The organism is Pseudoclavibacter sp. RFBG4 (assembly GCF_002931515.1).
GTDB lineage: Bacteria > Actinomycetota > Actinomycetes > Actinomycetales > Microbacteriaceae > Pseudoclavibacter.
Genome location: NZ_PSYC01000039.1, coordinates 1 through 13,714 on the forward strand (window position 1 = coordinate 1; position 13,714 = coordinate 13,714).

The window sequence follows — 13,714 nt, forward strand, 5'->3', positions numbered from 1 at the left end:
TCGGCATCCTGACGTCCCGACATCCCGGCGTCCCCGCAGCCCGCACGCACACCCGAATCTGCGTCCCCGCCCCGAATGGGCCACTTTGCCCCCATCTGACCACGCAACACGGGCTCAAAGTGACCTCTTCACGAGGCGCGGCGACGCCGGGATGTCGGGACGTCAGGATGCCGACGTGCGCGGGCTTCCCGCATGGCCGCGAGCATCCCCCGCACGCGCCCCCACGTCGAATGGGCCACTTTCGCCCCATCGGGCCGCGCCACACGGGCTCAAAGTGACCTCTTCACGAGGCGCGGCGACGCCGGAGGCGGCAACCGCGGTGAGCGGTCAGCGGTCAGCGGTCTGCGGATGCGCCGAGCTGTGGATGCTTCGGGCGTCGGGGCGGCGAGCTGTGGAGAACTTCAGCGCGGCGACGCCGAGATACGTAGGTTTCCGGCATGGCCGCGCGCATCCCGATCCCCGAGGAGCTCAGAGACCGCGCGTTCGGGATCGCGGAGGGGAACGCCGCGGGTCTCACCAAGAAAGCCCTCGCCCGTCAGAGCCTCGCTCGGCCCTACCGCGGAGTGCGAGCGACGGAACCCGCACTCACCAGCAGGGAGCAGGTCCTCCGCTTCGGGCCGCGACTTCGCGGTGGCCAGGCGCTGAGCGGGCGCTCCGCGCTGCGGGTCTACGGGCTGCCGGTACCGCGGCGCCATCGCTCCGACACCGTCGACGTGCTTGCCAGGCAGTCGACCTCGAGACCGCGAGCGTCGGGGGTCCGTGCGCGGCGCATCCGGGATGACCTCTGGGAGGCGGACCTCATCGAGGGGGTCCGGGTCGTTCCCGCGCCGCTGCTCTTCGCTCTGCTCGGGAGTTCGTTCAGCGAGACGGAGCTGATCACGGTCGGCGACGCGATGATCAGCGACTTCGACCGCTACCCGGGGCGCGTTTCGTCCGGCTCGTTGACGCAGCTCACGAATCTAGAGGATGCCGTCGAGCGCTGGGGCCGACTCCGCGGCTGCTCGGTCCTGCGCAGCGCCCTGCCGCGCCTTCGGGAACACGTTGCCTCGCCACCGGAGAGCTGGCTTCGCTGCCTCATCGTGGATGCGGGCATCGAGGAACCCGCCGTCAACGCCGATATCCACGCGGGCGGACGCTTCCTGGCACGAGGCGACCTCGTTTTCCGAGCCCAGCGCGTCGTCGTGGAGTACGAGGGCGAAGGGCACCTGAGCCCCGCGCAGTTTCGGCGCGACATAACCCGCACGGAGGTGCTGATCGCGGCCGGATGGCGCGTCATCCGCGTCACCCACGCTGACCTGTTCCCCGACGCCGCCGTCTTCCTCGCGCGGTTGCGTGTGGCGCTGTCGCGGTAGCGCGGCAGCGCGGCAGGCCGGCAGCGCGGTAGCCCGGTAGCGCATAGGCCCACTTGGGCCACTTTCACCCCACTCGGAGCCGTCTGGAAGGGTGAAACTGACCCAAATGACCCAAATGACCCAGGCGGAGCCGTCGGCAGGGCGAAAATGACCCAAGTAGCCCAGGCGGAGACATCTGGAGGGGTGAAAGCGACCCAAACGGGCCAGGCGGAGCCGCCTGGAGGGGTGAAAGCGACCCAAACAGGCCAGGCGGAGCCGTCGGCAGGGCGAAAGTGACCTAACTAGCCCTGGCGGAGACATCTGGAGGGGTGAAAGCGACCCAAACGGGCCAGGCGGAGCCGCCTGGAGGGGTGAAAGCGACCCGGATGGTCCAGGCGGGGCCATCCGGAGGGGGGGGGGAAGTGACCTAGCTGAACCATCCGCCGAGCGCGGTCAGCCGGGAGGCGCGCAGCCGGGAGCGCGCTGAGACGGGAGGCGCGCAGACTGGAGGCGCGCAGCCGCGAGGCGGTCAGGGAGATGCGATCAGGGGATGAGGCGGTCGGCGCGGTAGCGCTCGAAGAGGTCGGCGAAGGCTTGGTCGGTTCGGCGGAAGCTGAGGAAGCCGGCGGCGCGGCTCTTGCCCATGTCGGTGACGACCTCCATCTCGCGTCCGAGGTCGGCGTCGGTGTGCCACCAGGATGCGAGCCGCGAGATGTCCGCCTCGACGAGGCCGTGCTCGGCCGCGATGGCCGGCCAGTGCTGCTCGAGCTGCGCCATCTGCTCCTCGAGCGGCCGCGCCTGCCCGTCGAACCCGACGACCTGCTCGGCGGGGACGCCGAGCATCTCGGCGAGGCGAGGCCACATCCACCGCCAACGGAAGATGTCCCCGTTGACGATGTTGAAGGCCTCGTTGCGTCCTGCCGGCTCCGTCGACGCCCACACCATCTGCTCGGCGAGGACCCCCGCGTCGGTCATGTCGGTGAGGCCGTTCCACTGCGCCGCGCTGCCGGGGAACACGAAGGGCACGCCGAGGTGCTTCGCGATCGTTGCCTGCACGGCGATCGTCAGGCCCATGTTCATGGCGTTGCCGACGGCATGCCCGATGACGGTGTGCGATCGATGCACCGACCACGTGAAGTGCTGGCGGGCTGCTGCTGCGAAGAGCTCGTCCTCCTGCGCGTAGTAGAAGTTCGGGGTGTCGAGCCGCTCCGACTCCTCACGGAACGGGGTGTCGGGCATCTCCCCCGCGGCGTAGGCCTCGAATGGGCCCAGGTAGTGCTTGAGTCCGGTGACCAGGGCGGCGTGCTCCACTGGGGCGTGGTCGAGCGCCGCGAGCAGGTCACGGACCATGGCGCCGTTCACGGCGATGTTCTCCGCCTCCGTCGCCTGTCGCTGCCACGCGGTGAAGAACACGTGCGTGGGGCGCTCCTCCGCGAGCGCAGCGCGCAGGCTCGCCGGGTCGCGGAGGTCGGCGGCGATGCCCCGCACGGTGCCGCTCGTCACGGCGCGACGGGAGAGGGCGAGCACCTCCCATCCGTCCTGGCTCAGGCGATCGACGAGGGCGGAGCCGGTGATCCCGGAGGCGCCCACAACAAGCGCGGTCCTCGGTGCGTTGGCGGTGCTGTTCGAGTTCGAGGTCATCAGGGGTGCAACGAGGCTGCCGCGATTGCTATTCCATGGCCGCGCGGTTCGGGATGCGCACCGCAGGCCGAGAATGGGGCGGTTCTACACTGGTTCGGTGAATGAACCCGCGTCGCCCCCTGACCCCAGCACGCTGCATCCGATCGAGGGTCAGGAGCGGGTCATCCTCCTGAAGCCGCTCATCACCAGCCCGCTCATCAGCGTCGGAGACTTCACGTACTACGACGACCCCGACGACCCCTCGGCGTTCGAGACGCGCAACGTGCTGCACCACTATGGGCCCGAGCGTCTGGTTATCGGGAAGTTCTGCGCGATCGCCTCCGGCGTGCGGTTCATCATGAACGGCGCCAACCATCGCATGTCTGGGCCATCCACGTATCCGTTCCCCATCATGGGCGGAGCCTGGGGGCAGCACGTCGACCTCGTCAGCGACCTGCCGAGCCGCGGCGACACGGTCGTCGGCAACGACGTCTGGATCGGCGGGGACGTCACCATCATGCCGGGGGTGCGGATCGGCGACGGGGCGATCATCTCCACTGGATCCGTCGTGACGAAGGATGTGCCCGACTACGGCATCGTGGGCGGCAACCCGGCGACGCTCATGCGTCGCCGTTTCGATGACGACGACGTCCGAACGCTCCTCGAGGTCGCCTGGTGGGACTGGCCTCTCGAGGCGGTCACGGAGCATGTCCGTGTCATCGCCGACGGTTCAGTGGCCGAGCTCGCTTCGATCGCCGGCCGGTTGGCGTAGCGGCGGCGCTGCACGGCCACGCCGCAGCGCGGCGCCGCAGCGCGGCGCCGCTGCACAGCACCGCCGCGCCACGTCTCGGTCGGCTTACGGGTAGGCGACGTAGAGGCGGTACATGCCCGCGAACGTGCCCGTCGTGTCCTGCGAGCAGGCGTTCGGCCCGATGTACACGTTCGATCCGGTGCCGACGGAACCGCCGACGACGGCTCCCCATTTCGTCACGCATTCGGCCTGGGTCTCGAAGGCGTAGTAGGCCGAACCGGCGGCGCTGGCGGGGGTGGCGGCGAAGAGCGCTCCCGCGAGCGCGCCGACCGCGGCGAGTCCACTGAGCCCTGCAAACTTGCGAGTCTTTGAATTCGTCATCGTGCGAGGCTAGGACGCCTCCTTGAGCGAGCCGTCCGAAGTCCCTCCGTATTCCGTGGGTACGCAGGCAGCATCCCGTGGGTACGGACGGAGCCTCCGAGAAGGGTGTCGGCTACGCGGTGACGTCCGCGACCTGGCGCAGTACCTTGGAGTCGAGCGCCGCGAGTGCGACGACCTTGTACCCCTCCGACTCGAAGAAGATCGTCGCCCGGTCCTCTTCCACGCTGATGACCGTGCCTGCTCCCCACTCGCGGTGCTCGACGGTCTCGTCGATGGCGAGCGGCGCATCCGCCGGCACGCTCTCTGCCTGGGCGTCCGACGTGTCCTCGCGCCGATCGCAGCCGTCGCAGTTCCCACACCACTCCGGCCCGTCGACCCCGAAGTAGTCGAGCAGTACGCGGCGGCGGCACTGCGTCTCCTCCGCGTAGGCGCGCATCATCGACAGTCGCGACTCGGCGATTCGCTCCCGCGCTGCGGATGCCTCCTTGACGGCCTTCACCACGACATCGACTCGGGTCCTGCGCAGCGGATGCACGCCCCCGGCCGCCTCGACCAGTTCGGCATCCACGAGCTGGTTGACGAGCCTCGAGACAGTTCTTGTTGATTGACCGACGGCCTCGGCAAGGTCCCGGATGCTCACCCCTGGCGTGCGTGTGACGGCGCGCCACAGGGTGCGCAGTCCGGCCTTGTCGATCGAGCGCTTCGCGAAGAAGCGCCGCAGCGCGAGGTCCTCGACGCGGTAGTGCAGCACCGCCGTCGCGGGCTCGCCGTCCCGCCCCGCGCGGCCGACCTCCTGGTAGTAGGCGTCGAGCGATTCCGTCGTCGCCGCGTGCAGCACGAAGCGCACGTCACCCCGGTCGATGCCCATGCCGAACGCGGACGTCGCGACGACGACATCGAGCTCGCCGTGCCGCCAACGGTCCTGCACAGCTTGGCGCTCCGCGACCTTGAGGCCGGCGTGGTAGGCGGCGACCTCCCGCCCTTCCGCGGCGAGCTCTGCCGCGTACGACTCCGTCTCCCTGCGCGAGGCGACGTAGACGAGACCGGGTGCGGTCCAGCTGCGCGCTTCATCGACGATCGCAGCCCGCTTGTCGTCCTCGCTCTCATGGCGCTGGACCGCGAGCCGGATCTCGGGTCGGTCGACGCCGTGCACCTGCACGTCCGGATCCTGCATCCGCAGCCGCTCGATGATGTCCGCCCGCACAGGCTTCGACGCCGTCGCGGTCATCGCGAGCACCGGCGGGTCGCCGAGCGCTGATCGCACGTCGCCGAGCCTCAGGTAGTCGGGCCGGAAATCGTGCCCCCACGAGGAGACGCAGTGCGCCTCATCCACGACGAGCAGAGACACGTCCTGCGCTGCGAGGCGGGCGATGTTGTCCTCGTTCGCGAGCTGCTCCGGCGCGAGGAGCACGTACAGCGACCCGCCCGCGTCGATCCGCTCCCAGGCTCGGGCCACCGCAGCAGCGCCCCGTGACGAGTTGATGGCGACGACGTCGGGGGCATCCGGGGCGGCCTCGATCGAGGCGCGCTGATCTGCCTGCAGGGCGATGAGCGGCGAGACGACGAGAACGATGCCGCCGCGCGCAGCCCCCGCGACCTGGTAGACCGCTGACTTCCCGCCACCGGTTGCGAGAACGAGCAGCGTGTCGCGCCCGGCCGCCGCAGAGCGGATCGCGTCGCCTTGACCGGGGAGCAGCGACTCCCACCCGAACCGCTCCCGCGCGATGCGCTCGAGCGTGCGACGGGTTGGTGCGGAGGAACTCATGCGCCGACGCTATCGCCGTCGAACTGGGTGAGGACTTCGCTTGACAGGCCTCTCAGCCCGTGTGCTGGGTGCGGGGCGGTGTGCCGTTCGCTGCCGCCTTGACCTTGCCCATGGGGCATGGCCCAAGGTGGATGCATGACCACCTCAATTCACTCACGACTGACCGCCGGGGAGTTCCGTGCACTGACCGGCCTCTCCCCCAAGGCCCTCCGCATCTACGCGGAGCGGGGCCTTCTCACCCCGGACGATGTCGACCAGGCCACCGGCTACCGCACGTTCACGCACGACCAGCTGCGGGCCGGCCTCCGCCTGGACTTCCTCCGTCGATCTCACGTTCCACTCGCGGAGATCAGCGACGTCTCCTCGTTCTCCGTCGCCGACTGGCGCCTCAAGCTCTCCCTCCGCCGCAGCATGGAGGACTTCTACCTGGACCTCGCGGAGCACGTCGGCCAGCGCGATCTCGCGGCGTTCGTCCCAGAACTCGTCGACGTTCCCGAGACGCATTGGGTCGCTGCCAGCGTGGAGCTCAGCCTTCCGAACGATCCAGAAGACACCCTGGAGACGTTCAGCGCACTCGCCGTGGACACCCCGGGGCTCGACCGCGTGCTCCTCGATGTCCTCGACGAAGCTGGCGCAGAGGTCGAAGACGAGTCGTGGACCATGGCCGCCGCGGGCGAGAACGAATCGAGGATGCTCATCGCGCATCGCGTGGCCTCACCCCTGGCGCCTCAGCAGCTGGGCCGCTGCCAGGACGAGCTCTCCTCGCGTGCAAGCGGGAGCGCGCAACTCGTCACGGGAACCCTCCCCGAGCGTCAGGAGCTGACCTTCGCAGGGACGAGCGACGCGGACGACCCTGTCGCGGAAACCGGCGACGCCTACCTCCAGGTCGTCGCGTTCGCCCAACTCGCGAGCGAGCGCGACCTCACGCCGCTGCGGGCGCTCCCCCGCCGTCGCGTCGCGTCGCGCTCCATCTTCGATGGCGAGCCCCGTGATGTGTTCGACCTCGAGATCCCGCGGCGTGGCGGCCGCAGCACACGGTGAAAGCGAGGGGATCGGCAGCCACCTGAGGTCTGCGGCTAGCCTCGAGCGATGGATGAAGCGCAGACCCTTCCGGGAGGCAATGCAGGCGGCGAAGTCGTGCGCATCGCCGACACCGTGCGCAAGCGATGGACCGCTGCCACGCCAAGCGTGACCGCCTACGTGCATGCCCTGCGCGAGGCGGGCGTGGATGCACCGGCTCCGCTGGGGCGAGATGCCGAGGGTCGCCAGGTGCAGGAGTTCATCCCGGGGCACCTCGCGATGGCGGCTCAGCCGCTGACACACGCCGAGCTGCGCCGGGCTGGATCGATGGTGCGTTCGATCCACGATGCGAGTGCGAGCTACGTGCCCGCAGCGGACGCGGTCTGGGAGACGGCGATTCCAGCTCCCGATCATGAACTCGTGTGCCACAACGACCTGGCGCCGTGGAACCTCGTCCTCGGCGAGAGGTGGGTCTTCATCGACTGGGACGCCTCAGCTCCGAGCACGCGGCTCTGGGACCTGGCCTATGCGGCTCAGTCGTTCACCGTGAACGACCACCGTCAGCCACCCGCCGTCGCGGCCCGCGCACTCGCCGCATTCGTCGACGGCTACGGCCCGGATCCGGAAACGCGCGAACTCCTCCCGGCCGCGATGGGCGAGCGAGCCGAGGCCATGTGGGAGCTGCTCCACACGTCGAGCGGGACAGGGCACGAACCCTGGGCGTCCATGTTCCGCAACGGACACGGAGCACATTGGGAGACCGCGACGCGCTACGTCAAGGAGCACCGCGACACGTGGGCGCGTATCACTGCGCCGCGTTCGAACCAAGCGCGAGGCGATGGCTCCTGATGCCAGGCCCCATCTGCCAAGGCCTCAGCTCCGAGGGGCCGAGCGCCTAAGCCGGCTCCCTGCCGCCGCCGCCCGGACGACCGCGCCAACGACGAGACGGCCGGCGCCCCTCTGGGCGCCGGCCGTCTCAGCAGCTGCTGGGAGCTAGTTCACTTCGTTGGGGTGCGCCGCGACGCGTCCCTCTTCGCCGCGCTCGAGTGCCGTGATGGCGTCGTACTCGGCGCCCGACAGCTCGAAGTCGAAGACCTGAGCGTTCTCGACCATGCGCTCTCGCGACGTGGTCTTCGGGAAGACGATGTTGCCCTTCTGGAGGTGCCAGCGGATGACGACCTGCGCGGGCGTCTTGCCGTGTGCATCCGCTGCCGCCTTCACGGGCTCCAGCTCGAAGAGCGGGTACTTGGCCTGGCCAAGCGGTCCCCAGGCTTCGGTCTTGATGTCCTCGGCCTGCAGGTAGGCGTCGAGCTCCGGCTGCTGGAAGATCGGGTGCTGCTCGATCTGGTTGACGACCGGCTTCACGCCGGTTGCCGAGATGATGTCGCGCAGGTGCGACTCGAAGAAGTTGCACACGCCGATCGACGTGGTCAGGCCGGCCTGCTGCAGCTCGACGAGCGCCTCCCAGCTCTCGACGAACTTGTTCTGCTTCGGCGTCGGCCAGTGGATGAGGTAGAGGTCGGCCTTCTCGAGGCCGAGGCGCTCGAGGCTCGCGTCGATCGCAGCACGGGGCGTGTCGCGGCCCTGCTCGTCGTTCCAGAGCTTCGTGGTCACGTAGAGCTCGTCGCGCGGGATGCCGGACTTCGCGATGGCCCTGCCAACGCCCTCCTCGTTGCCGTAGATCTTGGCGGTGTCGATGTGGCGGTAGCCGACCTCGAGGGCGTCGGACACGATGCGCTCGGTCTCTGCCGGGTCGACCTTGAAGACTCCGAAGCCGAGCTGGGGAATGCTGGTGCCGTCGTTGAGGGAAACGTTGGGGATCTGCAATGCGGTCATCCCACTGTTCTAGCAAGCGGAACTGGTTCCGCGCTGACCGGACACGGCAATAGACTGTAATGCTCATGACTACGACTCCCCTCGAGATCTCCTACCCGCCGGAGCTGCCCGTCAGCCAGATGCGGGACGAGATCCGCGACGCCATCGCCGGCAACCAGGTGGTCATCGTCGCGGGCGAGACCGGGTCGGGCAAGACGACGCAGCTGCCGAAGATCTGCCTCGAGCTCGGCAGGCAGATGATCGGGCACACGCAGCCCCGACGTATCGCAGCGCGCACGATCGCGGAGCGGATCGCGGATGAGCTCGGCGGCGACATCGGCGGGCTCGTCGGCTACCAGGTGCGCTTCACCGACGAGGTGTCGGCCGAGACGCGCGTGAAGCTCATGACCGACGGCATCCTCCTCAACGAGATCCACCGCGACCGCCTGCTGCGCAAGTACGACACGATCATCATCGACGAGGCGCACGAGCGCAGCCTCAACATCGACTTCCTCCTCGGCTACCTGAAGACGCTCCTCCCGAAGCGACCCGACCTGAAGGTCATCATCACGTCGGCGACGATCGACCCCGAGTCGTTCTCGAAGCACTTCAACGACGCCCCGATGATCGAGGTCTCCGGCCGCACCTTCCCCGTCGACGTCCGCTACCGGCCCCTCGTCGCCGACGCTCCGCTCCCCGGCGACGAGGACGAGGACGCCGCCCCGCAGACGCCGGAGCGCGACATGTTCGAGGGCATCGTGGATGCGCTCGACGAGCTCGACCGCGACCTGCCCGGCGACGTGCTCGTGTTCCTGTCCGGCGAGCAGGAGATCCGGGACGCGCAGGACGCGATCCGCGCCCACGTCGCGCGCGACGCTCGCCCGGAGTCGACCGAGGTCCTCCCGCTCTTCGGCCGCCTCTCCTCCGCGGAGCAGCACCGCGTGTTCGAGTCGAAGCGTCCGCCCGGGGTGCGCCGCCGCGTGGTGCTCGCGACGAACGTCGCCGAGACGAGCCTCACGGTGCCAGGCATCGTCGCCGTCATCGACACGGGGACGGCGCGCATCTCCCGGTACTCGACGCGAGCGAAGGTGCAGCGCCTCCCCATCGAGGCGATCTCGCAGGCGTCCGCGAAGCAGCGTTCGGGCCGCGCCGGCCGCACCTCGGCTGGCGTCGCCATCCGCCTCTACTCGGAGGACGACTTCGATCGCCGCCCCGAGTTCACCGAACCCGAGATCCTCCGCACGAACCTCGCGAGCGTGCTCCTGCAGATGCTCGAGCTGGGCCTCGGGGCCCTCTCCGAGTTCCCGTTCCTGCAGCCACCTGACGCGCGCGGCATCAAGGACGGCACCGACCTCCTCAGCGAGCTCGGGGCCGTGGAACCCGGCAAGGCCAGCAACGGGAAAGACAGCCAGCTGCGCCTCACGAAGACGGGCCGCAGCCTCGCCCGCCTCCCCATCGACCCCCGATTCGGCCGCATGGTCATCGAGTCGAAGCAGCACGACGTGAGCCGCGAGATCCTCATCATCGTCGCCGGAATGACGGTGCAGGACATCCGCGAGCGTCCGCTCGAGAAACGGCAGAAGGCCGACGAGCTGCACGCGCGGTTCCGCGACCCGTCCAGCGACTTCCTCACTCTCGTGAACCTGTGGAACTACCTCGAGGAGCAGAGCCACGAGCTCGGCTCGAGCGCGTTCCGTCGCAAGTGCCGCGACGAGTTCATCAACTTCGTCCGCTTCCGCGAGTGGCAGGACGTGTTCCGTCAGCTCCGCCAGCTCGCCGGCCCCATCGGCTTGAAGGTGCAGCGGCCAGCCGCCGGGCAGGTGCAGGAGCCCGGCGCCCTCGCCGACGCCATCCACCGCTCCATGCTCGCCGGGCTCCTCAGCCACATCGGCATCCGCGACGAGCTGAAGCGCGACTACGCGGGAGCACGCGGCACCCGGTTCCAGATCTTCCCCGGTTCCGGGCTCGCGAAGGCGAAGAAGCAGCCGGATGTCGTCATGGCGGCCGAGCTCGTCGAGACGAGCCGCCTCTTCGCGCGCACCGTCGCGAAGATCGACCCAGCCTGGGCGGAGGTGCTCGCGGGCTCCCTCGCGAAGCGCAACCACTCCGACCCGCACTGGGAGAAGAAGCAGGGCTCCGCCGTCGCCATCGAGCGGGTGACCCTCTACGGCGTGCCCATCGTCCGCGGACGAACCGTGCAGTTCTCGAAGATCGACCCGGCCTGGTCGCGCGATCTGTTCATCCGCCACGCCCTCGTCGAGGGTGACTGGAACGGGCGCCACAGCTTCGACTCGAAGAACCGGGCGCTGCGCAAGAGCCTCGCCGACCTCGAGGAGCGCACCCGTTCGCGCGGCGCCTACACCGACGACGAGGACGCCGTCTTCGAGTTCTACGACGAGCGCCTCCCCAGGGATGTCGTCTCGCAGTCCACGTTCGAGAAGTGGTGGCAGGGCGCGCAGCAGCAGACCCCGCAGCTGCTCACGATGACGAGGGCGGATGTGCTCGGCGAAGAGCACGCCGACCCGGACGAGCAGGGTGCCGGGTTCCCCACCGAGTGGAAGCAGGGCGACCAGCGCCTCCGCCTCCGGTACCGCTTCGACCCGGGTGCGCCCGACGACGGCGTGACGGTCAACATCCCGCTGCCCCTGCTGTCGCGCCTCGACGACCGCGGCTTCGACTGGCAGGTGCCCGGCATGCGCCGAGAGCTGGTCATCGCGCTCCTGAAGTCGCTGCCGAAGGCCACCCGACGCAACTTCGTGCCCTCCGCGGACTGGGCCGACAAGCTCCTCGGCGAACTCGGCGAGGCGAGGCCAGACCTCGGCCAGGAGGTTCCCGGGGACTTCGACGACGCGCTGCGGCAGATCATGCAGCGGCAGGCGGGCATCCGCTTCGACGTGAGCGAGTTCGACTGGAGCCGCGTCCCCTCGCACCTTCGGGTGCGCTTCCGAGTCCTCGACGACCGCGGCCGCGAGCTCGGCACCGGAGAGGACCTCAGGGCGCTGCAGGAGAAGCTCAAGAAGGCGTCGGAGGCGTCGGTGCTGCGCGCGACGCAGCAGGTCGCGGCGCCCGCCCGCCCCGGGAACGGCGTGCGCGAAGCCGGTTCGGTGCCCGCGCAGAGCGCGTCGACCGCGGAGCTCCGCTACGACCAGCACGGGCTCACCGAGTGGCCGCTCGACGAGATCCCCGAGCTCATCGACATCAAGCGCAAGCACGGCGTCATCCGCGCCTACCCGTCCCTCGCCGTCGTCAAGGGGAGCATCGACCTGCGCCTCGTGACGACGCCAGAGGACCAGGCGCGCGAGCATCCCATCGGCGTCGCTGCCCTCCTCGTCGCGTCGGTGCCCTCCCCTGCGAGCTACGTGCAGGAGCACCTGACGGCGAAGGAGAAGCTGGCCCTCGCGACGAGCCCGTACCACTCGACGCCGGCGCTCTTCGGCGACATCGTCGCGGCCCTCGCCCAGGATGCGGTTGCCGCGTACAGCCAGGAGCACGGCGGCCCCGTGCGCACGCGGGCCGCGTTCGATGCGCTGCGCGAGACGTTCAACGCCACCCTGCTCGACCGCATGTTCGCGCAGACGAAGCTCGTCTCCGAGATCCTCGACCGCTTCCGCGAGGCCAACAAGGCGCTCAAGGCGGCGAACCACATCTCGGTGCTGCCATCGCTCTCCGACGCCCGCTCGCAGCTGCAGGCGCTCGTCTACCCGGGCTTCGTGTCGAAGACCGGCGTCACGCGGCTCGCGCATCTCCCCCGCTATCTGCGGGCGCTCACCTACCGCCTGGAGCGGGTGCTCAGCCACTCCAGCATCGAGCGGGCCGGCCTCATGCAGGTGGAGCAGGCGACGGCCCTGTACACGGAGGCGGGCGGCACGTTCCCCGTGAACCGCTCCGCCCCGGCATCCGTCGTCCAGGCGAGGTGGATGCTCGAGGAGTTCCGCGTGAGCCTCTTCGCGCAGCAGCTCGGCACGGCTGAGACGGTGTCGCTGAAGCGCATCCGCCAGGCCCTCGCGGAGAAGTAGCGCCGGGCGCGCGCCGCCCCTCAGGGCACCCCAGCGCCCTGCTGCATCGCGGCCTGCTGCGTCGCCCCTGCCGCATCCACCTCACCAAGCGCAAAAAATCAGCCAGATGCACGCTTCCGGTGGCGGGAGCGTGCATCTGGCTGATTCTTGGAACGCGAGCCGGGCTGCGCTGAGCCGGCCAGCTGGCGCTAGACGGCCGTGTAGCCGCCGTCGACGAGCACGTAGGAGCCAGTCATGAAGCTCGCCTTGTCGGAGAGCAGGTAGGTGGTGAGGTTCGCGACCTCTTCGGCCTTGCCGAGGCGCCCCAGCGGGTGCTTCGCGACGAGGGCTTCGAGCTGCTCCTCGCTGAGGTGCTTCTCGAGCAGCGGCGTGGAGATGTACCCGGGTCCGACGGCGTTGATCCGCAGCCCCTGGGGGCCGTACTCGGCAGCCGAGTTCTTCGTGATGCCGACAACCGCGTGCTTGGAGGCCGTGTAGGCGCCGCTGCCGATCGCCGCGACCGTTCCGTGGATGGAGGCCATGTTGACGATGGCCCCCTCTTCGGCGCCGGCCTCGAGGATCGCGGGGATCTGCGCGCGGAGCCCGTACAGCACTCCGTTGAGGTTGATGTTGATGACGCGGTCCCAGTCGTCGACCTCGACGTCTGCGGCGGGAGCCGCCTTGCCGCCGATTCCGGCGTTGTTCACGGCATAGTTGAGCTTGCCGTAGGTGGCCACGGCGTGCTCGACCGTGCGGACGCTGTCCTCTGCGACGGCGGTGTTCGCCTCGAACGGCGAGGCGGTGCCGCCGGCGGCCTCGATCTCGGCGACCACTCGCTTCGCACCCTCGAGGTTGATGTCGGAGACGACCACCTGGACGCCGTTGGCGGCGAGCTCCTTCGAGATCGCCTCGCCGATTCCCGAACCGCCGCCGGTCACGATCGCGACTTTTCCTGCAAATGCCATGGTGCTGTTCCTCTCAGAGTGCGCGGCCGGTGGTCACCGGTTGCTCCCTCGAGTGTGCTCCCGTGCATCCA

The 13,714-nt window shown here is 69.3% G+C and carries 10 protein-coding genes; 5 read left to right on the top strand and 5 right to left on the bottom strand.

Annotated elements, in window-relative coordinates; translation table 11 throughout:
- The first annotated feature begins 437 nt into the window (after positions 1-437).
- Positions 438-1,352, top strand: a complete 915-nt coding sequence (locus tag C5E10_RS14580) for an endonuclease domain-containing protein (RefSeq protein WP_104332253.1) — start codon at positions 438-440, stop codon at positions 1,350-1,352.
- A 522-nt stretch (positions 1,353-1,874) separates the two neighbouring features.
- Here the strand turns inward: C5E10_RS14580 and C5E10_RS14585 are convergent.
- Complete coding sequence (locus C5E10_RS14585; protein ID WP_104332254.1) at positions 1,875-2,972, bottom strand: SDR family oxidoreductase; 1,098 nt, start codon at positions 2,970-2,972, stop codon at positions 1,875-1,877.
- A gap of 97 nt (positions 2,973-3,069) precedes the next feature.
- On the opposite strand from C5E10_RS14585, the gene C5E10_RS14590 reads away from it, so the two are divergent.
- Positions 3,070-3,723 carry a CatB-related O-acetyltransferase gene (locus C5E10_RS14590; RefSeq protein WP_258071158.1) on the top strand — a complete coding sequence of 218 codons (654 nt, stop codon included), beginning with the start codon at positions 3,070-3,072 and terminating at the stop codon, positions 3,721-3,723.
- Positions 3,724-3,807: 84 nt separating this feature from the next.
- Here the strand turns inward: C5E10_RS14590 and C5E10_RS14595 are convergent, their stop codons facing one another.
- Both C5E10_RS14595 and C5E10_RS14600 read right to left on the bottom strand, forming a co-directional pair.
- Positions 3,808-4,083 carry a hypothetical protein gene (locus C5E10_RS14595; RefSeq protein ID WP_104332256.1) on the bottom strand — a complete coding sequence of 92 codons (276 nt, stop codon included), beginning with the start codon at positions 4,081-4,083 and terminating at the stop codon, positions 3,808-3,810.
- 112 nt (positions 4,084-4,195) lie between these two features.
- Positions 4,196-5,848, bottom strand: coding sequence for a RecQ family ATP-dependent DNA helicase (locus tag C5E10_RS14600; RefSeq protein WP_104332257.1), 1,653 nt, complete (start codon positions 5,846-5,848; stop codon positions 4,196-4,198).
- 135 nt (positions 5,849-5,983) lie between these two features.
- Between C5E10_RS14600 and C5E10_RS14605 the strand changes: the two genes are divergently transcribed.
- Together C5E10_RS14605 and C5E10_RS14610 are read left to right on the top strand one after the other, a co-directional pair.
- The gene (locus C5E10_RS14605; RefSeq protein WP_181062787.1) at positions 5,984-6,889 is read left to right on the top strand and encodes a MerR family transcriptional regulator; all 906 of its coding nucleotides are present in this window, start codon (positions 5,984-5,986) and stop codon (positions 6,887-6,889) included.
- Positions 6,890-6,937: 48 nt separating this feature from the next.
- Positions 6,938-7,717, top strand: coding sequence for a phosphotransferase (locus C5E10_RS14610; RefSeq protein WP_104332259.1), 780 nt, complete (start codon positions 6,938-6,940; stop codon positions 7,715-7,717).
- A 144-nt stretch (positions 7,718-7,861) separates the two neighbouring features.
- Here C5E10_RS14610 and C5E10_RS14615 read toward each other — a convergent pair whose 3' ends face one another.
- Positions 7,862-8,704 (bottom strand): aldo/keto reductase, encoded by an 843-nt coding sequence (locus C5E10_RS14615; protein WP_104307033.1) that lies wholly within the window; start codon positions 8,702-8,704, stop codon positions 7,862-7,864.
- Positions 8,705-8,769: 65 nt separating this feature from the next.
- On the opposite strand from C5E10_RS14615, the gene hrpA reads away from it, so the two are divergent.
- Positions 8,770-12,699 carry an ATP-dependent RNA helicase HrpA gene (gene hrpA, locus C5E10_RS14620; protein WP_104332338.1) on the top strand — a complete coding sequence of 1,310 codons (3,930 nt, stop codon included), beginning with the start codon at positions 8,770-8,772 and terminating at the stop codon, positions 12,697-12,699.
- A gap of 188 nt (positions 12,700-12,887) precedes the next feature.
- On the opposite strand, the gene C5E10_RS14625 is transcribed toward hrpA, so the two are convergent.
- Positions 12,888-13,643, bottom strand: coding sequence for an SDR family NAD(P)-dependent oxidoreductase (locus tag C5E10_RS14625; RefSeq protein ID WP_104241755.1), 756 nt, complete (start codon positions 13,641-13,643; stop codon positions 12,888-12,890).
- Between the last annotated feature and the right edge of the window lie 71 nt (positions 13,644-13,714).

Excerpts from the sequence above, each read along its gene's own strand:
- C5E10_RS14580 (WP_104332253.1), top strand. The coding sequence starts at position 438 with ATGGCCGCGCGCATCCCGATCCCCGAGGAGCTCAGAGACCGCGCGTTC.
- C5E10_RS14585 (WP_104332254.1), bottom strand. The coding sequence starts at position 2,972 with ATGACCTCGAACTCGAACAGCACCGCCAACGCACCGAGGACCGCGCTT.
- C5E10_RS14595 (WP_104332256.1), bottom strand. The coding sequence starts at position 4,083 with ATGACGAATTCAAAGACTCGCAAGTTTGCAGGGCTCAGTGGACTCGCC.
- C5E10_RS14600 (WP_104332257.1), bottom strand. The coding sequence starts at position 5,848 with ATGAGTTCCTCCGCACCAACCCGTCGCACGCTCGAGCGCATCGCGCGG.
- C5E10_RS14605 (WP_181062787.1), top strand. The coding sequence starts at position 5,984 with ATGACCACCTCAATTCACTCACGACTGACCGCCGGGGAGTTCCGTGCA.
- C5E10_RS14610 (WP_104332259.1), top strand. The coding sequence starts at position 6,938 with ATGGATGAAGCGCAGACCCTTCCGGGAGGCAATGCAGGCGGCGAAGTC.
- C5E10_RS14615 (WP_104307033.1), bottom strand. The coding sequence starts at position 8,704 with ATGACCGCATTGCAGATCCCCAACGTTTCCCTCAACGACGGCACCAGC.
- hrpA (WP_104332338.1), top strand. The coding sequence starts at position 8,770 with ATGACTACGACTCCCCTCGAGATCTCCTACCCGCCGGAGCTGCCCGTC.
- C5E10_RS14625 (WP_104241755.1), bottom strand. The coding sequence starts at position 13,643 with ATGGCATTTGCAGGAAAAGTCGCGATCGTGACCGGCGGCGGTTCGGGA.